This window comes from Roseovarius sp. MBR-78 (assembly GCF_040547535.1).
Lineage (GTDB): Bacteria > Pseudomonadota > Alphaproteobacteria > Rhodobacterales > Rhodobacteraceae > Roseovarius.
The window spans coordinates 12,554-36,403 of the sequence record NZ_JBEPPX010000030.1; the positions used below are offsets into that span (position 1 = coordinate 12,554).

21 protein-coding genes are annotated in these 23,850 nt (G+C 63.7%); 9 read left to right on the top strand and 12 right to left on the bottom strand.

The features are described 5' to 3' along the window. Positions 1 to 4 precede the first annotated feature (4 nt). Positions 5 to 1,786, bottom strand: a complete 1,782-nt coding sequence (locus ABIE58_RS17715; RefSeq protein ID WP_354546008.1) for an IlvD/Edd family dehydratase — start codon at positions 1,784 to 1,786, stop codon at positions 5 to 7. A 473-nt stretch (positions 1,787 to 2,259) separates the two neighbouring features. On the opposite strand from ABIE58_RS17715, the gene ABIE58_RS17720 reads away from it, so the two are divergent. Together ABIE58_RS17720 and denD are read left to right on the top strand one after the other, a co-directional pair. Then, positions 2,260 to 3,663: an FAD-binding oxidoreductase gene (locus ABIE58_RS17720; protein WP_354546009.1), complete on the top strand. Its 1,404-nt coding sequence runs from the start codon at positions 2,260 to 2,262 to the stop codon at positions 3,661 to 3,663. Positions 3,664 to 3,686: 23 nt separating this feature from the next. After that, positions 3,687 to 4,655 carry a D-erythronate dehydrogenase gene (gene denD, locus ABIE58_RS17725; RefSeq protein ID WP_354546010.1) on the top strand — a complete coding sequence of 323 codons (969 nt, stop codon included), beginning with the start codon at positions 3,687 to 3,689 and terminating at the stop codon, positions 4,653 to 4,655. A gap of 263 nt (positions 4,656 to 4,918) precedes the next feature. On the opposite strand, the gene ABIE58_RS17730 is transcribed toward denD, so the two are convergent. Genes ABIE58_RS17730 through ABIE58_RS17750 form a run of 5 tightly spaced genes read right to left on the bottom strand, consistent with a single transcriptional unit; the run spans position 4,919 to position 9,532 of the window. Next, on the bottom strand, positions 4,919 to 5,962 hold the full coding sequence (locus ABIE58_RS17730) for an L-idonate 5-dehydrogenase (RefSeq protein WP_354546011.1): 1,044 nt from the start codon (positions 5,960 to 5,962) through the stop codon (positions 4,919 to 4,921). A gap of 8 nt (positions 5,963 to 5,970) precedes the next feature. Next, positions 5,971 to 7,248, bottom strand: coding sequence for a TRAP transporter large permease (locus ABIE58_RS17735; RefSeq protein ID WP_354546012.1), 1,278 nt, complete (start codon positions 7,246 to 7,248; stop codon positions 5,971 to 5,973). Positions 7,249 to 7,251: 3 nt separating this feature from the next. Further along, entirely contained in the window at positions 7,252 to 7,758 is a 507-nt protein-coding gene (locus ABIE58_RS17740) for a TRAP transporter small permease (protein ID WP_354546013.1), read from the bottom strand. A gap of 59 nt (positions 7,759 to 7,817) precedes the next feature. After that, positions 7,818 to 8,789 (bottom strand): TRAP transporter substrate-binding protein, encoded by a 972-nt coding sequence (locus tag ABIE58_RS17745; protein ID WP_354546014.1) that lies wholly within the window; start codon positions 8,787 to 8,789, stop codon positions 7,818 to 7,820. Continuing rightward, positions 8,786 to 9,532: a GntR family transcriptional regulator gene (locus ABIE58_RS17750; protein WP_354546015.1), complete on the bottom strand. Its 747-nt coding sequence runs from the start codon at positions 9,530 to 9,532 to the stop codon at positions 8,786 to 8,788. Before ABIE58_RS17750 ends, ABIE58_RS17745 begins: the two co-directional genes overlap by 4 nt. Before the next feature lie 98 nt (positions 9,533 to 9,630). Between ABIE58_RS17750 and uxuA the strand changes: the two genes are divergently transcribed. Continuing rightward, on the top strand, positions 9,631 to 10,842 hold the full coding sequence (uxuA, locus tag ABIE58_RS17755) for a mannonate dehydratase (RefSeq protein WP_354546016.1): 1,212 nt from the start codon (positions 9,631 to 9,633) through the stop codon (positions 10,840 to 10,842). Beyond that, entirely contained in the window at positions 10,842 to 12,299 is a 1,458-nt protein-coding gene (locus ABIE58_RS17760) for a mannitol dehydrogenase family protein (RefSeq protein ID WP_354546017.1), read from the top strand. The genes uxuA and ABIE58_RS17760 overlap by 1 nt, the downstream gene beginning before the upstream one ends. Before the next feature lie 236 nt (positions 12,300 to 12,535). On the opposite strand, the gene ABIE58_RS17765 is transcribed toward ABIE58_RS17760, so the two are convergent. The 6 genes from ABIE58_RS17765 to ABIE58_RS17790 form a co-directional block, all read right to left on the bottom strand. After that, positions 12,536 to 13,462, bottom strand: coding sequence for a sugar kinase (locus ABIE58_RS17765; RefSeq protein ID WP_354546018.1), 927 nt, complete (start codon positions 13,460 to 13,462; stop codon positions 12,536 to 12,538). Continuing rightward, positions 13,462 to 14,091 carry a bifunctional 4-hydroxy-2-oxoglutarate aldolase/2-dehydro-3-deoxy-phosphogluconate aldolase gene (locus ABIE58_RS17770; RefSeq protein ID WP_354546019.1) on the bottom strand — a complete coding sequence of 210 codons (630 nt, stop codon included), beginning with the start codon at positions 14,089 to 14,091 and terminating at the stop codon, positions 13,462 to 13,464. Before ABIE58_RS17770 ends, ABIE58_RS17765 begins: the two co-directional genes overlap by 1 nt. A 561-nt stretch (positions 14,092 to 14,652) precedes the next feature. Next, positions 14,653 to 15,534, bottom strand: coding sequence for an amidohydrolase family protein (locus ABIE58_RS17775; protein WP_354546020.1), 882 nt, complete (start codon positions 15,532 to 15,534; stop codon positions 14,653 to 14,655). Next, positions 15,531 to 16,670: a mandelate racemase/muconate lactonizing enzyme family protein gene (locus ABIE58_RS17780; protein ID WP_354546021.1), complete on the bottom strand. Its 1,140-nt coding sequence runs from the start codon at positions 16,668 to 16,670 to the stop codon at positions 15,531 to 15,533. The genes ABIE58_RS17775 and ABIE58_RS17780 overlap by 4 nt, the downstream gene beginning before the upstream one ends. Beyond that, positions 16,667 to 17,572: a 5-dehydro-4-deoxyglucarate dehydratase gene (gene kdgD, locus ABIE58_RS17785; RefSeq protein WP_354546022.1), complete on the bottom strand. Its 906-nt coding sequence runs from the start codon at positions 17,570 to 17,572 to the stop codon at positions 16,667 to 16,669. The genes ABIE58_RS17780 and kdgD overlap by 4 nt, the downstream gene beginning before the upstream one ends. Positions 17,573 to 17,644: 72 nt before the next feature. Beyond that, positions 17,645 to 18,382, bottom strand: coding sequence for a FadR/GntR family transcriptional regulator (locus ABIE58_RS17790; RefSeq protein ID WP_354546023.1), 738 nt, complete (start codon positions 18,380 to 18,382; stop codon positions 17,645 to 17,647). A gap of 152 nt (positions 18,383 to 18,534) precedes the next feature. Here ABIE58_RS17790 and ABIE58_RS17795 point away from each other — a divergent pair, with 152 nt between their 5' ends. The 5 genes from ABIE58_RS17795 (at position 18,535) to ABIE58_RS17815 (ending at position 23,754) form a co-directional block, all read left to right on the top strand. Then, on the top strand, positions 18,535 to 19,509 hold the full coding sequence (locus ABIE58_RS17795) for a TRAP transporter substrate-binding protein (RefSeq protein ID WP_354546024.1): 975 nt from the start codon (positions 18,535 to 18,537) through the stop codon (positions 19,507 to 19,509). A 67-nt stretch (positions 19,510 to 19,576) separates the two neighbouring features. Further along, positions 19,577 to 20,092, top strand: a complete 516-nt coding sequence (locus ABIE58_RS17800) for a TRAP transporter small permease (RefSeq protein ID WP_354546025.1) — start codon at positions 19,577 to 19,579, stop codon at positions 20,090 to 20,092. Continuing rightward, positions 20,093 to 21,370, top strand: a complete 1,278-nt coding sequence (locus tag ABIE58_RS17805) for a TRAP transporter large permease (RefSeq protein WP_354546026.1) — start codon at positions 20,093 to 20,095, stop codon at positions 21,368 to 21,370. A 12-nt stretch (positions 21,371 to 21,382) separates the two neighbouring features. Next, a complete protein-coding gene (locus tag ABIE58_RS17810) occupies positions 21,383 to 22,180 on the top strand; it encodes an NAD-dependent epimerase/dehydratase family protein (protein WP_354546027.1) in 798 nt (265 codons plus the stop codon). A gap of 50 nt (positions 22,181 to 22,230) precedes the next feature. Continuing rightward, on the top strand, positions 22,231 to 23,754 hold the full coding sequence (locus ABIE58_RS17815) for an aldehyde dehydrogenase (NADP(+)) (protein WP_354546028.1): 1,524 nt from the start codon (positions 22,231 to 22,233) through the stop codon (positions 23,752 to 23,754). The last annotated feature ends 96 nt before the right edge of the window (positions 23,755 to 23,850 follow it).

The following is a 23,850-nucleotide window of genomic DNA, read 5'->3' on the forward strand; positions in this document are numbered from 1 at the left end:
CCCCTCAGTGATTGTCGCGCGGCAGGCTTTGCGCCACGCGGCGATAGGCCGTCGCCAGTTCCAGACAGCCGCCCTCGGCCAGTTGCCCGACATGGGTGCGGTAAATCTCCTGCCAGGGTGTCTGATTGACGATCTCGGGCGGGGTCCACGCGGCCTTGCGTCGCGCCCACTCATCCGGCGCAACCAGCGCCTCCATCGAGGCGGTGTTGAGATCAAGCCGCACCCGGTCGCCGGTTTGCAGATAGGCGAGCCCCCCGCCCACCACCGATTCCGGCGAGGCGTTGAGGATCGAGGGGCTTTCCGAGGTGCCCGATTGCCGCCCGTCGCCCACCGTGGGAAGGTGGTTGATGCCCGCCTTGATGACCGCATCGGGCGGCTGCATGTTCACCACTTCCGCCGAGCCGGGATAGCCCACGCAGCCCACGCCCCGGATGAACAGGATCGTCGTCTCGTCGATGCCGAGGGAGGCGTCGTTGATGCGCGCGTGATAATCCTCGGGCCCCTCGAAGACCACGGCGCGCGCCTCGTAGATGCCCTCAGAACCGGGGGTGGAGAGGAACCGCTTGCGGAAATCGGGCGAGATCACGGAGGTCTTCATCAGCGCGGAGTCGAAAAGATTGCCCGAGAGCACGATAAACCCGGCATTCTCGCGCAGCGGGTTATCATAAGGGCGGATCACGTCGTGATCGACGCTTTTGCGGCCCTTGAGGTTGTCGCCCATGGTCTTGCCGGTGGCGGTCATCGCGCCCTCATGCAGCCGCCCGGCCTTCATCAGTTCCGCCATTACCGCAGGCACGCCACCCGCCCGGTGAAAGCTTTCGCCCAGATATTCGCCCGCGGGCTGCATGTTGAGCAAAAGCGGCTCTGCGAAACCGACGGTTTGCCAGTCCTTGACGTGCAATTCCACCCCCACATGGCGCGCGATGGCCTGAAGATGCGGCGGCGCATTGGTCGAGCCGCCGATGGCGGTATTGGTGCGGATCGCGTTTTCAAAAGCCGCGCGCGTCAGGATGTCGGAGGGTTTGAGATCCTCGTGGACCATCTCGACGATCCGCTTGCCGGTGGCATAGGCCATCTCCATCCGCTCGCGGAAGGGCGCGGGGATCGCTGCGTTGCCGGTGAGCGTCATGCCAAGCGCCTCGGCCATGGCGTTCATCGTCGAGGCGGTGCCCATCGTGTTGCAATGGCCAAGCGAGGGGGCAGAGGCGCAAGCGCGCTCCATGAATTCCTCATAGTCGATCTTGCCCTCGGCGAGCAGGCGGCGCCCCTCCCACACGACCATGCCAGAGCCTGCGCGCTTGCCTTTCCACCAACCGTCGAGCATCGGCCCGCCGTTGAGCGCGATCGCCGGGATATCCACCGTCGCCGCCCCCATGAGCTGGGCCGGCGTGGTCTTGTCGCAGCCGGTGGTCAGCACGACACCGTCGATGGGATAGCCGTGCAGCACCTCGACCAGGCTGAGATAGGCAAGGTTGCGGTCAAGTGCCGCCGTGGGTCGCTTGCCGGTTTCCTGAATCGGATGGATCGGAAATTCCATCGGGATGCCGCCCGCGTCGCGGATGCCCGCCTTGATCCGGTCCATCAGGAAGATGTGGATCTTGTTGCAAGGGGCCAGATCAGAGCCGGTATTGGCGATGCCGATGATCGGTCGCTCGCTTTGCAGCTCTTCGCGGGTGAAGGTCTGATTCTGGTAGCGCTCCAGATAAAGCGCGGTCATGCCGGGATTGTTGGGATTGTCGAACCATTCCTGCGAGCGGAATCGCTTGTTGGCGCGGGTATTGCTCATGTTGTCTTCCTCCAGATGGCCACACATTCCGTGACTGCGGGGGTGGTGATTGTCGCAAGCATCAAATTTGGTATACCAAAATGCAAGCCAAAAGATCACCGCCTCGTAAACTTTGCCTCAAATCGCCGGCGGTCAGGATAACGACATGGCCGAGGAGCCCGTCACCCTGTGACCACCGCCTGACCGAGGTGTCGCGTGTCCTGCCTACGACACGCCGGTCAATCGAACTGGGAACCGCGATCGGGTGTTGACCTTTGGGGCTCGCGGGGCCTAGAAAAATGGTATACCAAATAGCACGCACATGGGATCGAGTAGGATGGCGGATGCAGGGTGGAAAGGGGGCGCTGCGTCGGCTGGACCTTTCATAGACCGCACTCCGTCGGATCAATTTCGCGATGACGGGCTTGATGCTGGCCGTTGTGGTGCTGGCGTCCTTCGCGACGCTGAGGACAGCCTGAGAAAGGGCCAAAGACATGACACTCCGCACACCCTCTGGCCATCCCGCCGCGATTGACGCGCTCCGCGATCTTTTGGCGGACAGGCTGGTCACCACGGCTGCCGACCGCGAGGCGCATGGCCGCTGCGAGACATGGTATCCACCAACCCCGCCCGAGGCGGTCGCCTATCCAGCAACGACCGAAGAGGTCTCGGACATCGTCAAGATTTGTCAGGCACATCGCTGCCCCATCGTGGCCTATGGCGCGGCAAGCTCGCTCGAAGCACAGCATCTGGCCGTTTCGGGCGGTATCAGCCTCGACATGACGCGGATGAACCGCGTGCTTGATGTGAGCGCCGAAGACCTTCATGCGGTGGTGCAGCCGGGCCTCACGCGGCTGGCGCTCAATGAGGAGTTGCGCGCCACGGGCCTCTTCTTTCCGGTCGATCCCGGCGCCGATGCCTCGCTTGGCGGGATGGCGGCAACGCGCGCCAGCGGCACCACCGCCGTGCGCCATGGCACGATGCGCGAGAACGTGCTGGCGCTTGAGGCGGTGATGGCCGATGGCACGGTGATCCGCACCGGCAGCAAGGCGCGCAAATCCTCCACCGGCTATGACCTGACGCATCTTCTGGTGGGATCGGAGGGCACGCTTGGGATCATCACCGAATTGACGCTGCGCCTGCAAGGCGTGCCCGAGGCGACACTCGCCGCGACCTGCCGCTTTGCCACCGTCGAGGATGCCGTGAATTGCGTGATCGCCACCATTCAATCGGGCCTGCCGATGGCGCGGATCGAGCTTCTGGACGAGATGATGGTGCGCGGCTTCAACCGCTATGCCGATAGCGGCCTGCCCGAGCGCCCGCATCTCTTTCTTGAATTCACCGGCACCCCGGCCAGCGTTGCCGAGCAAAGCGACCTCTTCGCCGACATCGCCGGCGATTTCGGCATGGAAGCGTGGCAAAGCGCGACCAAAACCGAGGAGCGCAGCGCGCTCTGGTCGATGCGCCATAAGGCGCATTACGCCAGTCAGGCGCTTGGAGGCCCCGGCAAGCAGCTTTACGTGACGGATGTGTGCGTGCCGATCTCGCGCCTTGCCGAGGCCGTGACCCATGCCCAGACCCGCACGCGCGACCTTGGCCTGACCTCGACCATCGTCGGCCATGTCGGCGACGGCAATTTCCATTGCGGCATCAGCATCGACCCGAGCGATGGCGCGGAGTTCGCGCGCGCCTCGGATTTCGCACATGAACTGGCAGGCCATGCGCTGCGGCTGGGCGGCACGATCTCGGGCGAGCACGGCATCGGGCTGGGCAAGCGCGACCTGATGACCGCCGAGCACGGCGCGGCGGTCTCGGTGATGCGCGCGATCAAGACCGCGCTCGACCCGCGCGACATTCTCAATCCCGGCAAGCTTTTGCCGCCCGCGGGCGGCGCGTGACCACTCAAGGAGAAGGAACAGACATGAATATCACCATCATCGGCGGCGGCGGTTTTCTGGGGCAGAAACTGGCGCGCGCGCTGGTTGCGCGGGGCACGCTTGACGGGCGCAAGATCACCGGTATCACGCTGGCGGATGTGGTGGACCCGGCGGGGATCGAAGGCACCGCCGTGCCGGTGAGCACGCTGCGCTGCGACATCACCGATCCGGCCTCGGTCGCGCAGGCGGTGACGCCTGAGACGGATGTGGTCTATCACCTTGCCGCTGTCGTGTCGGCCCATGCCGAAGAGGAATTCGAGGACGGGATGCAGATCAACCTTTTCGGCACGCTCAACATTCTGGAGCAATGCCGGAAACTGGGGACGGTACCGCGGGTGGTCTTTACCTCTTCCATCGCGGTTTATGGCGGTGAGGTGCCCGATCCCATCACTGAGACGTCGCTGCTGAACCCGCAAACCTCCTATGGTGCGCAAAAGGCCATGGGCGAGCTTCTGGTCAATGATTATGCGCGCAAGGGTTTTGCCGATGCGCGCGGCGTGCGCCTGCCCACGATCTCTATCCGCCCCGGCAAGCCCAATCGCGCCGCGTCAAGCTTCATGTCCTCGATCCTGCGCGAGCCGCTCAATGGACAGGCGGCCAATTGCCCGGTGGAGGAGGATTTCCGGCACTACTATCTCAGCCCGCGCAAATGCGTCGAGAACCTGATCCGAACGGCGGAAATCTCTGCCGGTGATCTCGGGCGCAACCGCATCCTTCAAATGCCGGGGCGGACCCTGACGATCCGGCAGATGATCGACGCGATGACTGCGGTGGCAGGCCCCGCGCCCGCCCGCCTGATCACCTGGCAACCTGATGAAACAGTGCGCGGCATCGTCGGCGGCTGGCGTTTTGACATCCATGCCGAGCGGGCGCTTGCACTGGGGCTGGAGGCCGATGAGAGCTTCGAAGAGAACCTGCGCTATTACATCGAGGATGACCGGCCCGGTGGATAAGTGGCCTCTCACGACTGGCTTAACTTCAGCTTGTCGAAAGGGATATCCCGCGAAGGGGGCAGGGTGGTTTTCTGGACAGTTTTCGTCATCATATCTTCTCCACGACGGGTGCCGGAAGCCACTCTCCCGACCTCACGTCCCGTCATCCCTCAAACCAATACTCCTTTCCCTCTCGATGATCGTATGGCTACCAAGAGGCGACTTGACGGCTGTTAACACAACTCTCTGACTGCGAGAGTTAACGTCACGACACCATGACGGGTTTAGGCGAACAAGGTCAAATGCACCTTCACAGACCGCGATCGGTCCGCCGCCGTGACGAAGGCCTCGGCGGCTTGATCCAACGGGTAGCGCTGGGTGATGATGGGGCGCACGTCGATACGACCGGAGGTGATGGCCTCGACGGCTTCGGCGAATTCCGCGTGGAACCGGAACGTGCCTTTCAGTTGTACTTCCTTGGCAACGACCGCGTTCAGAGGGATCGGCGTGTCGCCGGTGACGCCGACCTGAACAAGCGTGCCGCGCGGGCGCAGCGCCGCGATGGCCGAGCGGATCGCGCGTTCTGCCGCTGAACACTCAAAGGCCAGATCAAAATGGCCCTTGTCCGCTGCGTAATCCGCCATCGCACCCCCATCGCGGGCCACGTTGATGCAGCGCGTCGCGCCCAGCCTTGCGGCCACGTCCAGCGCGGCATCCTGCAAATCGGTCACGACGATTTCGCAGGCACCCATCCGGGCGGCGACGGCTGTGCAGAGCGCCCCGATCGGACCGGCACCGGTGACAAGGACGCGCTTTCCCGCGATATCGCCTGCGATGCGGGCGGCATGAAGGCAGACCGCCAGCGGCTCGGCACAGGCGACGGCCCCAAGATCGGCCTCGGCGGGAACCTTGATGCATTGCGCCGCCTCGACCACCACCCGCTCGCGGAAGAGCCCCTGTTCATGCGGCAAGCGGATTGCCGAGCCGTTGAAGCGCATGGCGAGGCAATGCATGTGCAGCCCTTCGCGGCAATAGCGGCACGCGCCGCAGGGGCGGCTTGGATTGATGGCCACGGCATCGCCTTCGGCCAGCGCCGTGACGCCCGGCCCCACGCGCAGCACCCGGCCGGACGCCTCGTGGCCGAGGATGATCGGTTCGCGCACCCGGATGGTGCCGATCCCGCCATCGGACAGGTAGTGCATGTCCGATCCGCAGATACCGCCCGCGGCGATGGCCAGAAGGACCTGCCCCGCCGCCGGTTCGGGGACGGACTCGGTGTCAATGCGAAGGTCGTTTTGACCATAGAGACGGCAGACGCGGGTTTTCATTCGGGGCCTCATTTCATCAGAAGGGACGGCAACCACGTCGCCAGCGCCGGGATGTAGGACACAGCGAGCAGCACGGCGATGTTGGTCAAAAGGAAGGGCACAATCGCCACCACCACCGGCATGAGCGGAAGCCGCGCGATGCCTGCGCAGACAAAGAGGCAGACGCCGACCGGGGGGGTGGTCAACCCGATCATCAGGTTGAGCACGGCGAAAGTGGCGAAATGCAGCGGTTCGATCCCGACCGCCTCGGCCAGCGACAGAAGCGGGACGAAGAGGATGATCAGTGCCGCGATGGTCTCCATGAACATACCGACGAAGAGCAGCAGCAGATTGATCAGCAGAATGACCAGAAAGCGGTTATCGGTGAAGCCCAGAACGCCGTCGGCAATGGCTTGCGGGATGCGTTCGGACACGAGGATCCAGCCGAATACATTGGCAAAGCCGACCAGCGCAAGGATCCCCGCCGCCGAGACCCCGCTTTCGACAATGATGCCCGGCAGCTTCGAGATCGGCAACTCGCGATAGATGAACGCGCCGACGATGAACGCATAGACCGAGGCCACAACGGCGGTTTCCGTCGGTGTGGCAAGGCCCGAGAGCAGCCCGTAAATGATCAGGAAGGTCATGGCCAAGGCCCAGAACGCCCCGCCGAAAGAGCGCGCGACCTCTCCGATGCCCTGCCATGGCTGCCGGGGAAAATTCCTGCGGGCGGAGATCACGTAGGCAGTGACCATCATCGCCAGCCCCATCAGGATGCCGGGCACGGCACCGGCCAGAAACATCTGTCCGACCGAGATCCCCGAGAGCGCGCCGACGATGATCATCGGCACCGAGGGCGGAATGATCGGCCCGACGGTCGAAGAGGCGGCGGTGACAGCCGCCGAGAAATCCGCCGGGTATCCGGCTTTTTTCATGCCCGGAATCATCACGCCGCCGATCGAGGCCGCATCGGCCACCGCCGTGCCGGTGATGCCGCCGAACAGCATCGAGGCGGCGATATTGGTCAGGCCGAGACCGCCCCTGATCCAGCCGACGATGGAATTGGCAAACCGGATGATCCGCTGCGTGATGCCGCCCCGGTTCATCAGGTTGCCCGCCAGAATGAAGCCGGGAATGGACAGCAGGACAAAGACATCCATCCCCGCATACATCTTTTGCGGCATGACCACGGGCGGGATGCCGGCGATCAGCAGATAGGCAAGCGATGATACGCCCAATGTGACGGCCACCGGGATGCCGATGATCAGACCGCCGATAAAGACGCAGAACAGCACGGCGACATCCATGGCTCAGATTTCCTCGTCTGCTTTGACAGGTTTGCCGTCTTCTGCACCGGTCACCATACCCACCACCCGCAACAGCGCGAAAATCGCCAGAATGATCAGCATCAGCCAGACGGTGACATGGACGAAATCCATGCGCAGCCCCAGGGCGGGCGATGTCTGCATCTTGCCGATGGCCACATAGCGCCACGCGTGCGGCAGCAGGTAGAGCGCCAGCCCCGCCGTCATCAGTGCCGCCAGCAGCCTCAGCACCCAGGGCGCGCGCCCCGGCAGCGTTTCGCAGACCACATCCACATTCACCAGATACCCCGTCCGAAACGCCAGCCCCGCCCCGAAAGCGACCATGAAGAGCAGCGCGTAGCGGGTCAGCTCCTCGGTCCAGACCAGTGACAGGCCCGTCAGGCGACCGGTCACCTGCAACAGGACGGCCACGATCAGAATGGCAAAGGACAACCCGGTGCCCAACTGGGCCAGCCGGGTCGTCAGGTGCATGATCTTGTAGGCATGTCGCATGGACGCCCCCGGCGGCAAGGAAGGTGCGGCACCCCGGTCGAGGTGCCGCAAGGGTCGGATCACTCCGCGAACAGGGTTTCGACGATGGGCTTGATCTCGTCGTTGACGTTCTTCAGGACCGCATCCTTGGCGGCCGCCTGAAATGCGGCACCGTCCACCTCGACAAAAGTCATGCCCTTTTCTTCAAGGAAGGCACGGTCGGCGGCGATGCTCTGGTTGAACAGCTCTCGCTCATAGGCCTGCGCGCGGCGCGCGGCCTCCATCACATGGGCCTGATCCTCTGCGCTCAGCTTGCTCCAGGTGGATTCTGCGATGGTCAGGTAGATCCAGCTGCGCACATGTTCGGTCAGGTTCACATGGCTCTGCACTTCGTAAAAGCTGGCCGAGCGGATCAGGGCGAGCGGGTTTTCCTGCGCCTCGATCGTGCCATTTTGCAACGAGGTGAAGACCTCGGAAAAGGCCATCGGACCGGGATTCGCGCCAAGCGCCTGCCAGGTATCGACAAAGAGCGGCACGTTGGGCACGCGCATTTTCAGGCCCTTGAGGTCATCGGGATGGGCAATGGGCCGGTTCGAGGTCAGGTTGCGCGGGCCACGGGCGAAATGCGCGATGGGCCGGATCTGCGCCTTCTCGATGATCTGCGCCTTGATCCGGTCGCCGATCTCGCCCGAGGCGACTTCGTCCATGTGCTCGATGGATTTATAGGCGTAGGGCACCGCCAGAAGTGCCGCCATCGGCGCCCAGTTCTGAAGGCTTTCGCCGGTGATCGTCATGTCGACGGTGCCAAGCTGCATGCCGTTGATCAGGTCGATTTCCTTGCCAAGGCTTTCGTTCGGGAACACCTCGACCGCGATGCGGCCACCGGTCAGCGCCGACAGTTCCTCGCCGAATTTCACCGAGGCGAGGTGCCACGGGTTGTCCTCATTGGCGAGATGCCCAAGTTTCAGGGTCATGTCTTGCGCCAGCGCCGGAACGGCGGTCAGCGCGGCGAGGGTCGCCGCCGCAATGGTGGTTTTCCAGTTGATTGTCATATGTCCACTCCTCCTTGGATGGGTGCATTGACCGGTTGCGGGATTTTCCCGCCCGGCAGGTCGAAGAAACCGGGATTGGCCCCGACGATTTGCGGCAGATCGCTCAGGACTTCGCGCAGGTGACCCCGGATCGCCGCATTGGCGCCGCGCGGATCACCGTTTTCGATGCGGTCCACGATGCCCGTGTGTTGCTCGATCAGCTTCCGGATCGGGAAATGCCCCAGTGACAGGAAGCGCACCCGGTCCATCTGGGATTTCAGCCCTTCGATCATCCGCCATGCACCGACCTTGCCCGCGGCATCGGCCAATGTCCGGTGAAACCGGTCATCCAGCCCGATGAAATCCAGCGGATCGGTGCGCACGACCGCCGCCTGCGCCTTGAGTTGTGCGCGCAAGTCACGGATCACCGCCGGGTCCGGCGCGGCTGCGAGGATCGACACGATATCCGCCTCGATCGCTTCGCGCAGGAACCGGGCGTCGAGAACCGCGCCGTAGCCGATCCTCGTGATGATCGTGCCGCGTTGCGGAAGGATCGCCACGAGCCCCTCGCCCGCCAGTTTGATGAACGCCTCGCGCACCGGCTGGCGACTGACAGAGCAGGAGCGGGCAATCTCGCTCTCGGAAATGCGGTCACCGGGGGAAAAACGGTTGCGAATGATTGCCTCACGCAAATGGGCATAGATCTGCGGGGCTATCGCCGCAGACGGGTCCAGTTCGCTGGCAATGGGGCCATGGGCCGTCATGATTCGCTGTCCTCCCCTCGCTCAATTACCATACTTCCATACTAGTCAGCAATGCGGAGAACTGCTAGAAAACCCCATATGAGTCGGAGGGATGGCGGATGAAGCAGACATGGCGGTGGTTTGGACCGAAGGACCTTGTATCCATCGACGACACCCGGCAAGCCGGGGTCGAGGGGATCGTGTCGGCATTGCATCATGTGCCCACGGGTGACGTCTGGACCCCGCAGGACATTGCACGGCGCAAGCAGGAGGTCGCGACGATGACGGATGGCAGCGCCTCCGGTCTTGCATGGGACGTGGTGGAGAGCCTGCCGGTGTCGGAAGACATCAAGAAGCAGAAAGGCGCGTGGCGCAGCCATATCGACGCCTACAAGCAAAGCCTGCACAACCTCGCCGATGCGGGGATTGCCGTGATCTGCTACAATTTCATGCCGGTGCTGGACTGGACACGCACCGATCTTGCCTGGCCGCGTCCCTCGGGGGCGACCTGCATGCGCTTCGATCTGGTGGATTTTGCGGCGTTCGATCTGCATATTCTGGCCCGCGACGGGGCCGGTGCGGATTACGACGAGGCCCTGCGCGAAGACGCGGCAGCGCGGTTTACTGCCATGAGCGATGCCCGCCGCGAAGCGCTGGCAAGGAACGTGGTATTCGGCCTGCCCGGCGCGGCAGAGAGCTTTTCGCTGGAGGATGTTCGCCACCACATCGCCGATTATGCCGCCATTGACGAGGACCGGCTGCGGCAACATCTGATCGACTTTCTCGAAGAGGTGGTTCCGGTGGCCGAGGCGCGCGGGCTACGGCTGTGCTGTCATCCCGACGATCCGCCTGTGCCGCTTCTTGGCCTGCCGCGCATCATGTCGACCGAGGCACAATATGCAGCCATCATGCAAGCCGTGGATCGGCGCGCGAATGGCATCACGCTGTGTTCCGGCTCGCTCGGGGCGCGGTCGGACAATGACCTGCCGGGCATGATGGCGCGGCTGGGGGATCGGGTTCACTTCCTGCACCTGCGCAACGTGAGGCGCGAGAGCGCGGCCCTGTTCGGGTCGTTTTTCGAGGATGAACACCTTGCGGGCGACACGGACATGGTCGCGCTGATCGCCGCCGCCCTGACAGAGGAGGCGCGCCGCCGTGCGGACGGGCGCGAGGATTGGTCAATTCCGTTTCGCCCGGATCATGGGCAGGACATCCTCGACGATCTGCACCGCAAGGCACAGCCCGGCTACCCCTCCATCGGGCGGCTCAAGGGACTGGCCGAACTGCGTGGCGTCATCGCGGGGCTTCAGCATGGACGGCAGGCCTCATGATGAAAAGGCTCACCATAACCGAGGGCTTGCCGGGTGCGGTCCGTGTCCCCGGATACCGGCGCGCAGAGCATGGCGTTGGCATCGTGCATATCGGGCTGGGTGCGTTCCACAAGGCGCATCAGGCGGCCTATACCGATGCCGCCCTCGCCGAGGCGGGTGGCGACTGGCGGATTACCGGCGTCAGCCTGCGCAGCGATGCGCCGTCACGGGAATTGCGGCCCCAGGATGGTCTTTACACCTTGATCGAACGGGATGCGTCGGGCAGCCGCGCGCGTGTGATCGGGGCCATCGCGGCGGCGACGTGTCTGCGAACCGACCGGCAAGCGGTCGAGCGCGCGCTTCTGGCACCCGGCACCCGGATCGTGTCGGTGACCGTGACCGAAAAGGGCTATGGGCTGGACCGTGCCTCCGGCGGGATCGACCCCGAACACCCGGCGATCAGGAGCGATCTTGCGCAGCCATCCGCGCCGCAGGGGCTGGCCGGTCTGCTGGTCTGGGCCCTTGGTCGGCGGCGTGCCCTGGGTCTGCCGCCATTCACGGTTTTGTCCTGTGACAACCTGCCGGAAAACGGTGCTGTCCTGCGCAGTCTGCTGGTCGATTTCGCGCGCCATGCGGCGCCCGATCTGGTCGATCACATCGCCGATGACGTGGCTTTTCCCTCTACCATGGTGGATCGGATCACCCCGGCACGCACGCAGGCAACCCTCGATCTAGCCCGAGAGATGACCGGATGTGAGGATGAAGCCGCGATCGAGACCGAAGGGTTTCATCACTGGGTCATCGAGGACGACTTTCCGGCGGGTCGCCCGTATTGGGAGGCAGGAGGCGCGATCTTTGCCACCGATGTGCGGCCCTATGAGGCAATGAAATTGCGCATGCTGAACGGGGCGCATTCGATGCTGGCCTATGCCGGTTTCGCGGCCGGGCACCGGTATGTGCGCGACGTGATGGCGGATGCCACTCTTTCGCGTCTGGTGTCGCGTCACCTGCGCGCCGCCGCCGCGACGCTGTTGCCGCTGCCCGGCGTGGATCTTTCCGCCTATGCCGCGCAGCTTGAAGAGCGGTTCCGCAATCCTCATCTCGCCCACGAGACGTTTCAGATCGCGATGGACGGGTCCGAGAAAATGCCCCAGCGGATATTTGCTGCGATTCCCGATGCGCGGGCCAAGGGTGCCGATACCCGCCCCTTTGCCTTTGCGACGGCGGCATGGCTTCGCCACCTGTCGGGCTCATGCCATGACTGTGCGCCCTATGACTTGCGCGATCCGCGTGGCGACACCCTGCGGGCCATGACGCAGGGTCGGCAGGCCGCCGATGTGGTTAGTGCCGTGCGTGGAATCACGCTCATGCCGCAGGCCGTGGCGGAGGACGAGGCCTTTTGGGACCAGGTCACGCCGATTCTGCATGACATGCTGACGCGCCCGATGACCGAGGTCATTTCGCAAGAGGCTGCCTGATGCAGTTTGTGTCGGCCCGGGGCTGGCGACGGCCAGAGCCTAGAGCGACGGACCTTTAACCTGAGACATGTCCGACAGCCTTGAAATAGGTCCAGCATTCGTCTGGCGAGAATAGGTCGCAGACTTCGGCGAGGGCGTGGAACACATGCCTTTGCGGTTCAGCGGCCTGATCTATCGCGACCTCACCGTGCCAAGCACTTGGAACGCCTCACTCGATCACCTGCGCGCGGCCCCCCTCATGCGACCGGTGATCCGGACGCGAGGATCGCCTCGACTGCCTCGCGCCGAGGGATCGGGGCCACCGCGCCATAACCCTGCACCGCAAGCGCCGCCGCCGCATTGGCATAGGCGGCGGCGATGAACGGATCATCCCCGGCGATGATCCGCGCAAGAAACGCACCGTCGAACGTGTCGCCCGCGCCGGTGGCATCGACTGCCTTGACCGGGCGGGCGGGCACCCGCGCGCGCCGCTGGGGCGTGGCCACCAGCGTGCCCTTGGCCCCAAGCGTCAGCGCGACGATCCCGGCCCCAAGCCCGAGGTAGAAATCGGCGATCCGGTCCGGGTCGCTCAGCCCGGTCAGCGCCTCGGCATCCTCCAACCCCGGCAGGGCGATATCGGCCATCGCCATGCCCGCATGGATGATCGCCCGCGCCCGCTCCAGCGACCAGAGCTTGAGCCGCAGATTGCTGTCATAGGACACCCGCCCCCCGGCCGCGCGCACGATCTTCATCGCGGCAAAGACGGTATCGGCGGCGCTCTCGGATATGGCCTGGCTGATGCCCGAGACATGCAGGATCTGCGCCCCCTCGAGCGCGGCGCGCGGCAGATCGGCAGGGGTCATGCGGCTTGCGGCCGATCCGGCGCGGAAATAGCTGAATTCGTGCCCCTCTGGCCCATGGGTGACAAAATAAATGCCGGTCTGGGCGCCCGCGACCTCGCGCACGGTGGTCGTGTCCACGCCCTCGGCCTGCCAAAGCTCCATGAAGGAGCGGCCAAAGGCATCGGCCCCGACATGGGTCAGATAGCCCACCCGCGCGCCCTGCCGCGCGGCGGCGATGGCGCAATTCGAGGTGTCGCCGCCATGCCCCGGCAGATAGCGCCCATCGGGTTGCTGGTTGAATTCCATGATCGGCTCGCCAAGACACAGAAGATCGACCCCCATCAGCGTGCTCCCGCCAGCGCCGCGCGGATGAGATCGCGCGCGCCCGCCTCATCCCCCTGTTCAAGCGCCGCCGCGGGCAAAAGATTGCCCCCCATCCCGACACAAAGCGCCCCGGCGGCAAGGTAATCGGCGGCATTGCCCGGTGTGACGCCGCCGGTCGGCATGAGCGCGATATCAGGGAACACCGTCCCCAGCGCCTTGAGAAACCCCGGCCCGCCTGCGGCATCGGCGGGAAAGACCTTGACCACATGCGCGCCGGCCTGCGCGTGATGGTGCACTTCACCGGGCGTCATGGCACCGGGCAGATAAGGCACCTGCGCCGCGTGACAGACGGCGGCCACCTCCGCGCACCAGCACGGCGAGACGATGAACCCGGCCCCCGCCGCGATTGCCCCCTGCGCCTCTGCGGCATCCAGAACGGTGCCCGCCCCGAGAACGACATCGGGACAGGCCGCGCCCAGCCGTCGCAGAAGATCATTCGCCGCAGGCACTGTCATGGTGATTTCAAGCACGCGCGCGCCCTCTTCGACCAACAGGCGACAAGCGGTTTCCGCGATCCTCGTGTCATGGTGACGGATCACCGGAACGATGCGGGCCGTTCTCAATACGGCGGAGAGATCGTCGGTCATGGCGTCCTCGACATAGTGTGCGACACAGGTCCCGTGCAGGCAGTGCCCACCGCGTTCGTCGCGGTGTTCGCCTGCAACCCGACCGAGGCGGATGTTAGCTCCCCGCGATCATACCTGCAATACGGCCACGCCAGAGCAGACCAAATCAGACCGCCTCCTACGAAATGATCCCGGTCACGGAGAGTGGCGCAAAGTGTGGGGCGGATGAAGCGAGCGGGTCGCTGTTCAGCTATGTTGACCTTGAGGGGCGGGTCCCGGCGGGTCATCCGCTTCGCAAGATCAACTCTGAGTGTTGTCATTTTCATGTGGAGGGCTCCTGTTCCTCTTGGGTTCAACAACGCCAACATGGCACATTGCGATGCCGCTAGCTGGGGCTATCCACACCATCACGTTGATTGGTCGGGGCTGAGCTGCGCGACGCTTGGCGGGTCAGGGTTTCATCGCAAGAGCGTAATCTGGCCATAACTCAAATGCATCTGCCTGGGCATGGCGATAGGATGTGGCGGATTTGGTCCTCCCAAAGCCCATATATGCAGCTTCGGGCCAGACAGGCCTGACACGTCAGCAGACGCCCGGACGCAGAGGGCTTGAAAAGCCGAAAAAGGCCTGTGGATTGTCCACCAGCGCCAGTTCGCGCGCCGCCGGGTCAAGCCAGCCCAGGACCCGATCCAGAAGCTGCCCATCATCGGGATAGTCGGCGCTGGTTCTGGCCTGATTATGCGGCCAGTTGGTGCCCCACAGAAGGCGTTCGGGTGCGTGACCCGCAATCGCGCGGGTGTTGGCAGCGATATCGGCAAACTCCGGCGGCCCCGACACAGAGCTTTCGTAGCAGCCCGCCAGTTTGAACCAGCAATTGCCGCTGTCGATCAACCGCTTGAGGATGGCGATCTCGGGGCCGTCCGGCGCTGCGCCGCGAAAGAACTTGCCGTGATGATCAATCACATAGTTGCATTTCAGCGCGGCAAGGCGGGGCGCGTGGTCGGCAATGTCAGAGCCGTCGAACTGCACCGCCATCACCCATCCCATGCTGGCGGCCCTGGCATCGACCGCCTCTAGCTGGTCAAGCCCGACCGCGCCGCCGGGCAGATCCATGATCCGCGCGCCGGTCACGCCCGCATCGGCAAGGCGCTGTAATTCGGCGTCGCTGGTTGTGGCGTCAATCACCGCAACCCCTTTGGCGCACTCTCCGAATTCTGCCAGACAGGCCAGAAGGTTGGCATTGTCGTGCTGTTGCGCATTGCCTTGGGTGATCACCACCCGCTCAATCCCCAGCCATTTGGCCACCTGGCGATACATGGCCGGGCCGGGCAAGGGATCGGGCGGGTTGCCGGGGCCCCCGGGCAGCGCCGGAAAGCCGGGCAGATACATATGGGTCTGGCAATCCACCGTGCCCTTGGGTAGGGCAATCGCGGGCCTCTCGCCGTCAAGCTTGCGATCCATCATCCTGCATCCTTCGGGGCAAATTCGCGGAGCGCGTCGCGGTTGATCTCGACCCCAAGGCCGGGACCGTCGGGAATGGCGACAACGCCCTCGTCATGCTCGATCGGGCGGGTGATCACCGCCTGACGAAACGGATTGTCGGTGCGGTCAAACTCAAGAATCGGCTCGATCGGGTTGAGGCGCACCGGGCTTGGCACCATCGCGGCGATGAATTGCAATGAGGCCGCGATCTGAACCGCCGTTCCCCAGACATGCGGCACCACGCGGATATGGTGCAGCGCCGCAAGATCGGCGATGCGCTTCATTTCGGAAAACCCGCCGCAGCCGCAAAGATCGGGTTGCAGAATATCCACCGCCCGCGTTTCGATCGGCTCTCGCATCCCCCATCTGGCGTGCCATGTCTCGCCGCCGGCGACGGGGATCGGCTGTTTGACACGCAACTCGCGATAGGCCGCCAGATGCTCGGGCGTGACCGGTTCTTCGAACCAGTCCACGTCATATTCCGCTGCCGCGCGCCCGACCCTGATCGCCTCAAGCGGGTCATAACCGTGATTGCCGTCGATCATCAGGCGCATCTCGTCGCCCATGGCGTCGCGCACGGCGCGGATCACGGCAAGATCCTCGTCAAAGCCAAAGCCGATCTTGATCTTCATCGCGTGGAACCCGGCGGCGCGATAGCGCGCGGCCTCTTCGGCGTTGTCGCTTGCGCGGTCGACGCCATCGCGCTTGAAGGCCCCGGTGGCATAGGCGCGCACGCTTTCGCGGAACCGCCCGCCCAAGAGGGTTGAGACCGGCACGCCGAAATGCTTGCCCTTGATATCCCACAGCGCCACGTCGATGCCCGACAATGCGGTGATCGCCAGCCCACGCTGGCCCTGATCGCGCAAGGCATTGTAAAGCACCGCCCAGATCTTTTCGGTCTCGAGCGGGTTCATGCCGAGAAGCCAGTTGGCATAGGTTTCCACCACTGCGCGATTGGCCCGCGCCGGGCCAAGGCACTCGCCCCAGCCGACGGTGCCATCCGCGCAGATGATTTCCACAAGCAGATGCTGGCGGCGGTCGAATCGCATCGACGCGCTTTCAAACGCGGTCTCAAGGCGATGCTCAAGCAGGTGGGTATGAACAGCGACGATCGTCATGACCGATAGGGCGCGATCAGGTCTTGCATCATGCCCATCTCCTCTTCGCTCAGATCGGTAAGCGGAGAGCGCACCGGCCCGACCTCGAACCCTTGCAGGCGCACGCCCGCCTTGATCGCCGAGACGGCATAGCCCTTGGCGCGGTTGCGGATCTGCATGAACGGATAGAAGAAATCATTGAGGATTGTCTCGCAGCGGGCGCGGTTTCCGGCGCGCAGCGCGTCGTAGAATTCAATCGCAAGGCCGGGCACGAAGTTGAACACCGCCGAAGAATAGGTGGTAAAGCCCGCGCCGAGATAGGCTTCGGCAAAAAGCTCCGCCGTCGGCATGCCGCCCAGATACATCAGCCGGTCGCCCATTTGGGCGGTGATCTGGCGCACAAGGCCGATATCGCCCGATCCGTCCTTGAACCCGATCAGGTTGGGGCAATCGTCGCACAGCCGCGCAAGCGTGTCGGGCTGCAGGATTGAATTGTCGCGATTATAGACCATCACACCGATGTCCACGGATTGGCACACGCGTTTGACATGGACGTAAATGCCGTCTTGCGGCGCGTCGATCAGGTAATGTGGAATAAGCAGGATACCATCCGCCCCGGCCTTCTGAGCCGCCTGCGCGATCTCGACCGCGATTTCGGTGCCGTAACCGCAGCCCGCGACAATCGGGATTTTCCCGGCAGAGGCCTTGGCCGCCCGCACGATTTCGGGGATTTCCGAGGGTTTGAGCGAAAAGAACTCACCGGTGCCGCCGGCCGCAAACAGAGTCGCGGCGGGGTATTGCGCCAGCCAGCCCACGTGGCGCTCGTAGACCGCGCGATTGAACGCGCCGTCCGCGCCAAAAGGCGTGACGGGAAAGGACAAAAGCCCGGCACCAAGGGATGTCTTGAGGTCATTCGGGGTCATCTTGCGCTCCGGTATCTTGCTTTTCCCAAGAGCTAGCCGATTGGACTGATGGGTGTCAATAACTTGTATGATCTATTTTACCGTGTCGCGCAAAAGACTGCGATAACGTTGCTGGCTGCCCTTCAGGTGCTGGCGCATAGCGTCGCGCGCGCCGTCGCAATCCCCGGCGGCGATGGCGTCGGCAATGGCGCGATGCTCCGAGGAGATGAGGGCAATGTAACTGTCGGTGCTGCGGTCGCGCTCGGACTGACGCAGCGCGGAACGCGGGATCAGTGCGGCCCCCAGGATATCCAGAAATTCGACAAAGCGCGGGTTGTTGGTGGCCAGCGCAATTGCGCGGTGAAATCTGAAATCCGCCTCGGTCGTGGGCTGGCCCTGTTCGGCAAGGGCGCGAATTTGCGCTTCGGCGTCGTAAATCTCTTCTTCCTGCGCCGGGGACCGGCGGGTGGCGGCAAGCGCCGCCGCCTCCATTTCAACCGCGACGCGCAGCTCAAGCATTTCTATAATAGAGGAAATCTTGTCAGCGTCGATGATCTGGAACGGGCGCGCCTCGATATCCGCCGGGGCCAGCACGAAAACACCGGACCCTTGGCGCGGCTCCACCAACCCATCGGCGCGCAGCGTGGCAATTGCCTCGCGGATGACCGTGCGGGAGACGGAGAAAAGCTCGGTCAGGCGGGCCTCGGAGGGCAGGCGATCGCCTACGCAAAGCGCGCCGCTTTCGACCTGCTCGCGTAGTTCGGCCACGACCTTTGCCACAAGATTGCCGCGCGCGCGCGGCACCGTTTCGCCTGTCTTGGTCTGGGTCATTTCGCAATCCTTTTTTGCCGACTTAAGCGTCATTTGCACGAATTTGTCAAATCCACACAAATGTCATCATATGTATTGACAATGCATAGGATGATTAAGCATATATTCGCGCATCGGCGGCAAAACGGCCTGAGAGAATGGGAGGATTCTTGATGACTTTTACCAAATTCGCGCTGTCATGCGCCCTTGCAACCCTTGTCGCGGCCCCGACCGTGGCCGAACAGTGGCGCGGCTGGAACATCCACCCCAAGGATTATCCGAACTCCGTCGCGCTGGAAGGCTTTGCCAAGGAGGTCGCGGACAAGACCGAAGGCCGCATCGAACCCGAGGTCTATCACAACGGCGTTCTGGGCGATCAACCCGACGCCATCGAGCAGGTGCGCAATGGCGGTCTGGATTTCGCCAATTTCAACATGGGGCCGATGGGTCAGATCGTTGCGGCGACCAATGTGCTTTCACTGCCATTCATCTTTCGCGATGTCGATCATATGCACACGGCAATGGATGGCGACATAGGGCGGCGGTTTTCCGACGCGCTTGAGGCCGAGGGGCTGGTGGCGCTGTCGTGGTTCGACAGCGGCTCGCGGTCGTTTTACAACACCAAACATCCGATCAAGACCCCTGCTGACGTCAAGGGGCTGAAGTTTCGGGTGATGAACAACGACCTGTATGTGAACATGGTCGATCAACTGGGCGGCAATGCCACCCCGATGGCCTATGGCGAGGTCTATCAATCGCTGAAAACCGGGGTGATCGATGGGGCGGAAAACAATTATCCGTCTTTTGAAAGCTCCAACCATTACGAAGTGGCGAAATACTACTCGATCACCAATCACCTGATTATGCCCGAATGTCTGTGCATCTCAACCGCAAGCTGGGATGCCCTGTCTGACGAGGACAAGGCGATCGTGAAAGCCGCCGCTGTGAATGCCGCGCAGGAACAGCGTGCGCTTTGGGCCGAACGCGAAAAGGCCAGCCGCGCCAAGGTCGAGGCCGCCGGTGTTTCGGTGAACGAGGTGAGCGACCCGAAGGCGTTTCAGGCCGCGATGGCTCCGGTCTACGAAGGCTTCATCACGGCCAATCCCGATCTTGAGGCGCTGATCAAGGATATTCAGGCCACCAAGTAAGCGCGCCGCCACGCCCGCCCCCCGCCGGTCAACGGCGCGGGGCATGTCCTTGCATCAGGAGCCAAAGATGACCTTCCCCGATCACGCCGGGCCGCCGGGGGCGATCCATCGCCTCTTCGATCTGGCAGCGCGGATCTGCCTGACAGTTGCCGGTATCCAACTGGTCACCCTGATCGCGATCTTCGGCTGGCTGGTCTTTGGCCGCTATGTGCTGAACGACACGCCGACATGGGTTGAACAGGCCGCCCTGCTGCTGGTGGTCTGGATCACCTTTCTGGGCGGGGCCGCCGGGGTCTGGACCAAGGCGCATCTGTCGATTGATTTCGTGCGGGAAATGATGCCCGCGCCGCTGCGGGTGCCGCTGCGCTGGATCGCGGTGATCGGGGTCATCGTCTTTGGTAGCTATCTGGCCTGGCAGGGCTATGAGTTGGCCGCCAAGACCTGGCAGCGGCGGATTCCGATGCTGGGCATCGCCGAAGGTTGGCGGGCCGTTCCCATGATCATTTGCGGGGTGCTGAGCGTGCTGTTTTCAATTGTTCACCTCGCTGCGCTGGCGCGCGGCCAAGACCTGGCGGAGCATTGAATGGGCCTGATCATCCTTTTCGGCATTTTTGCCCTTGGCCTGATTTCTGGCATGCCGGTCGCCTTCGCGCTCGGCCTCGCCACGGTGGGAGGGTTTCTTTACGAAGGCCTGCCGATGTTCATCGCCTTTCAGCGGATCCTGTCGGGCATTTCGGTGTTTTCACTGCTGGCGATTCCGTTTTTCATCTTTGCGGGCGAATTGATGATGCAGGGCGGCATTGCCGGGCGGCTGGTGCGGCTTGCCGCCAGTGCCGTGGGCCGGTCGCGCGGCGGGCTCGGGGTGGTCAATGTTGCCTCCTCGATGCTTTTCGGCGGGATTTCGGGCTCGGCGGTTGCCGATACCTCGGCGCTTGGCGCGATCCTGATGCCGGTGATGAAGGAAAAGGGCTATGACGCCGATTATGCGGTGAATGTCACGGTGACATCCTCGGTTGCGGGCGTGGTCATTCCGCCGTCGCATAACATGATCCTTTACGCGGTGGCCGCGGGCGGCGTGTCGGTGTCGCAACTCTTTATCGCCGGGATCATACCGGGCGTCTTGATGTGCCTCTGTCTGGGGCTGGTGGCCTGGTATATCGCCGTCAAACGCGGCTACCCGGCGGAAGAGTTTCCCGGCTGGAGCGCGCTTTTGCTGAGCTTTGTCGTTGCCATTCCCGGCCTTCTGACGGCGGTGATCATCGTCGGTGGCGTGCTCTCGGGGATGATGACGGTCACCGAATCCGGTGCCTTTGGCGCGATCTGGGCACTGGTGGTGACGATATTCGTCTACCGCGAACTGACCTGGGCGGGGTTCCGGCTGGCGGTTGTCTCGGCGGTGCGCACGACGGCGATGGTGATGCTGCTGGTGGCGACGGCTTCGTCGTTTGCCTATCTGCTGGCGCTCTACCGGGTGCCGGACAATCTGGCCACGTTCGTGACCTCTATTTCATCAAACCCGATCGTGATCCTGTTGCTGCTGAATCTTACCCTCCTGGTGCTCGGGATGATCATGGATATGGCAGCGCTGATCCTGATCTGCACGCCGATCTTCCTGCCGGTGGTGGTGGGACTCGGCATGGATCCGGTGCAGTTTGGCGTGATCATGATGATGAATCTCGGGCTGGGCCTGTGTACGCCCCCCGTCGGGGCCTGTCTTTTTGTCGGCTGCGCGGTCGGCGGCATCCGGATCGAGCAGGCGGTCAGGACAATCTGGCCGTTCTACCTGGCGATTCTCGTGGCGCTGATGCTGGTCACCTATGTTCCGGCGTTTTCGATGCTGCTGCCCAACCTGTTGAAATAAGGGATGTTTGCGATGAAACGACTGCTTATCACCGGTGCCGCCGGTAATCTGGGGAAACTGGCGCGCGCCCGTCTGGGGCATATGGCCGATGTGCTGCGCCTCTCGGATGTCGCCGAAATGGCCCCCGCGAACGGCCCGAAAGAAGAGGTGGTTCGCTGCGATCTGGGCGATGCGGATGCGGTCGATGATCTGGTGCGCGGGTGCGACGGGATCGTGCATCTGGGCGGCGTGTCGGTCGAACGCCCCTGGGAGATGATCGCGCGCGGCAATATCGCCGGGGTCTACAACCTTTACGAGGCCGCGCGCGCGCATGGCATGCCACGCATCCTCTTTGCCTCGTCCAACCACACCATCGGCTATTACCGTCAGGATGAGCGCATCGACACCAGGGCACCGATCAAACCCGACGGTCTTTATGGCGTGTCCAAATGTTTCGGAGAGGCGATGGCCTCGCTCTATCATTCCAAGTTCGGGCAGGAAACGGCGGTGATCCGCATCGGATCGTGTTTCGAGAAGCCGCGCGACCGGCGGATGATGGCAACCTGGCTGTCGCCCGATGATTTCATCTCTCTGATCGAATGCGTGTTCCGCGTGCCGATGCTGGGCTGCCCGGTGATCTGGGGCGTGTCCGACAATGATGCGGGCTGGTGGAACACCGAAACCGCGCGACTGATCGGCTGGCGGGCGAAGGACAATTCGGAACTCTTTCGCGCCGAGATCGAAGCCGCCGCACCGCGCCCCGCCGCCGACGCCCCGCAAAGCATCTATCAGGGCGGCATGTTCACCAACGAGCCGATCCACAAGGGTTGAACTCAACACATTCATGGCCGCCAAGGGCCTGACCTGAAAAGGAGCACGACATGCTCGACGAGACATTCACCCCCCATGGCAAGCACCTGATCGCGGGCGATTGGGTTGCTGGCGAGGCAAGCTTTCAGTCCGAGCCCGCGCACGGGCCTGCCCATGAATTCAGCATTGGCACGCCCGCACTCGTTAACGCGGCCTGTCTTGCGGCAGAAGAGGCGTTCTGGTCCTTCGGCTATAGCAGCCGCGAGGATCGCGCAGCGCTTCTCAACACCATCGCCGACGAGATCGAGGCCCGCGCCGAGGCGATCACCCTTATCGGCAGCCAGGAAACCGGCCTGCCCGAGGCGCGGCTGCAAGGTGAGCGCGGGCGCACCGTGGGGCAGTTGCGGCTTTTTGCCGAGCATATCCTCAAGGGCGATTACCTTGACCGTCGCCATGATGCGGCGCTGCCCGAGCGCGCGCCCATGCCGCGCCCCGACCTGCGGATGATGCAGCGGCCCATCGGCCCGGTCGCGGTGTTTGGCGCGTCGAATTTCCCGCTGGCCTTCTCGGTTGCCGGGGGCGATACCGCCGCCGCGCTTGCCGCGGGCTGCCCTGTCGTCGTCAAGGGTCACGGCGCCCATCCCGGAACATCGGAAATCGTGGCCGAGGCGATCCATGCCGCGATCACGCGCTGCGGGGTCCATCCCGGCACGTTCAGCCTTGTTCAGGGCGGCACGCGCGAGGTCGGTCAGACGCTGGTGCAGCACCCGCTCATCAAGGCTGTCGGCTTTACCGGCTCTCTGGGCGGCGGGCGCGCCCTGTTCGATCTGTGCGCGCAACGCCCCGAGCCGATCCCGTTCTTCGGCGAGCTGGGCAGCGTCAACCCGATGTTCATCCTGCCCGAGGCGCTTGCCGCGCGCAGGGCGGGGATTGCCGAAGGCTGGGCCGCGTCGCTGACCATGGGCGCGGGGCAGTTCTGCACCAATCCCGGCATCGCGGTTCTGATCAAGGGTGCCGAGGCCGAGGCATTTGCCAAGGCCGCGACACAGGCGCTGGCCCCCGTCGGCGCGCAGACCATGCTGACCGACGGCATCGCCACCGCCTATCGCGACGGGCGCGACCGGGTGGCCGGCAGCGCGGGCGTGCAGGAACTGCTGGGCTCTACCTGCGATCTGCGCCACGCCACGCCCTATCTTTTTGTCACCACCGGCAAGGCGTGGCTGGCCAACGAGGCGCTTGGCGAAGAGGTGTTCGGCCCGCTCGGCCTTATCGTTCTGGTCGAGGACGAGGACGAGATGCAGGCCATTGCGCGCAGCCTGAAGGGCCAGCTGACCTGCACATTGCATATGGATGCGGGCGATGCGGATCTGGGGCGCGCCCTGCTGCCGGTGCTGGAACGCAAGGCCGGGCGCATTCTGGCCAACGGCTTTCCCACCGGCGTCGAGGTCTGCGACGCGATGGTTCATGGCGGCCCCTATCCCGCCTCGACCAATTTCGGCGCGACCTCCGTCGGCACGCTCTCCATCCGCCGCTTCCTGCGGCCCGTCTGCTATCAGAACATCCCCGAGGGGGTGCTGCCCTCCGACTTTGCATAAGGGGCACCTCGATTTTTGACCGTTTTCGCTGCCACGCAGCGGTGCGATTTGGGTGAGGCTGGATGTCGTGGTCGGCTGACGGCCTTATGCCTCCCA

Excerpts from the sequence above, each read along its gene's own strand:
- ABIE58_RS17715 (WP_354546008.1), bottom strand. The coding sequence starts at position 1,786 with ATGAGCAATACCCGCGCCAACAAGCGATTCCGCTCGCAGGAATGGTTC.
- ABIE58_RS17720 (WP_354546009.1), top strand. The coding sequence starts at position 2,260 with ATGACACTCCGCACACCCTCTGGCCATCCCGCCGCGATTGACGCGCTC.
- denD (WP_354546010.1), top strand. The coding sequence starts at position 3,687 with ATGAATATCACCATCATCGGCGGCGGCGGTTTTCTGGGGCAGAAACTG.
- ABIE58_RS17730 (WP_354546011.1), bottom strand. The coding sequence starts at position 5,962 with ATGAAAACCCGCGTCTGCCGTCTCTATGGTCAAAACGACCTTCGCATT.
- ABIE58_RS17735 (WP_354546012.1), bottom strand. The coding sequence starts at position 7,248 with ATGGATGTCGCCGTGCTGTTCTGCGTCTTTATCGGCGGTCTGATCATC.
- ABIE58_RS17740 (WP_354546013.1), bottom strand. The coding sequence starts at position 7,758 with ATGCGACATGCCTACAAGATCATGCACCTGACGACCCGGCTGGCCCAG.
- ABIE58_RS17745 (WP_354546014.1), bottom strand. The coding sequence starts at position 8,789 with ATGACAATCAACTGGAAAACCACCATTGCGGCGGCGACCCTCGCCGCG.
- ABIE58_RS17750 (WP_354546015.1), bottom strand. The coding sequence starts at position 9,532 with ATGACGGCCCATGGCCCCATTGCCAGCGAACTGGACCCGTCTGCGGCG.
- uxuA (WP_354546016.1), top strand. The coding sequence starts at position 9,631 with ATGAAGCAGACATGGCGGTGGTTTGGACCGAAGGACCTTGTATCCATC.
- ABIE58_RS17760 (WP_354546017.1), top strand. The coding sequence starts at position 10,842 with ATGAAAAGGCTCACCATAACCGAGGGCTTGCCGGGTGCGGTCCGTGTC.
- ABIE58_RS17765 (WP_354546018.1), bottom strand. The coding sequence starts at position 13,462 with ATGGGGGTCGATCTTCTGTGTCTTGGCGAGCCGATCATGGAATTCAAC.
- ABIE58_RS17770 (WP_354546019.1), bottom strand. The coding sequence starts at position 14,091 with ATGACCGACGATCTCTCCGCCGTATTGAGAACGGCCCGCATCGTTCCG.
- ABIE58_RS17775 (WP_354546020.1), bottom strand. The coding sequence starts at position 15,534 with ATGATGGATCGCAAGCTTGACGGCGAGAGGCCCGCGATTGCCCTACCC.
- ABIE58_RS17780 (WP_354546021.1), bottom strand. The coding sequence starts at position 16,670 with ATGACGATCGTCGCTGTTCATACCCACCTGCTTGAGCATCGCCTTGAG.
- kdgD (WP_354546022.1), bottom strand. The coding sequence starts at position 17,572 with ATGACCCCGAATGACCTCAAGACATCCCTTGGTGCCGGGCTTTTGTCC.
- ABIE58_RS17790 (WP_354546023.1), bottom strand. The coding sequence starts at position 18,382 with ATGACCCAGACCAAGACAGGCGAAACGGTGCCGCGCGCGCGCGGCAAT.
- ABIE58_RS17795 (WP_354546024.1), top strand. The coding sequence starts at position 18,535 with ATGACTTTTACCAAATTCGCGCTGTCATGCGCCCTTGCAACCCTTGTC.
- ABIE58_RS17800 (WP_354546025.1), top strand. The coding sequence starts at position 19,577 with ATGACCTTCCCCGATCACGCCGGGCCGCCGGGGGCGATCCATCGCCTC.
- ABIE58_RS17805 (WP_354546026.1), top strand. The coding sequence starts at position 20,093 with ATGGGCCTGATCATCCTTTTCGGCATTTTTGCCCTTGGCCTGATTTCT.
- ABIE58_RS17810 (WP_354546027.1), top strand. The coding sequence starts at position 21,383 with ATGAAACGACTGCTTATCACCGGTGCCGCCGGTAATCTGGGGAAACTG.
- ABIE58_RS17815 (WP_354546028.1), top strand. The coding sequence starts at position 22,231 with ATGCTCGACGAGACATTCACCCCCCATGGCAAGCACCTGATCGCGGGC.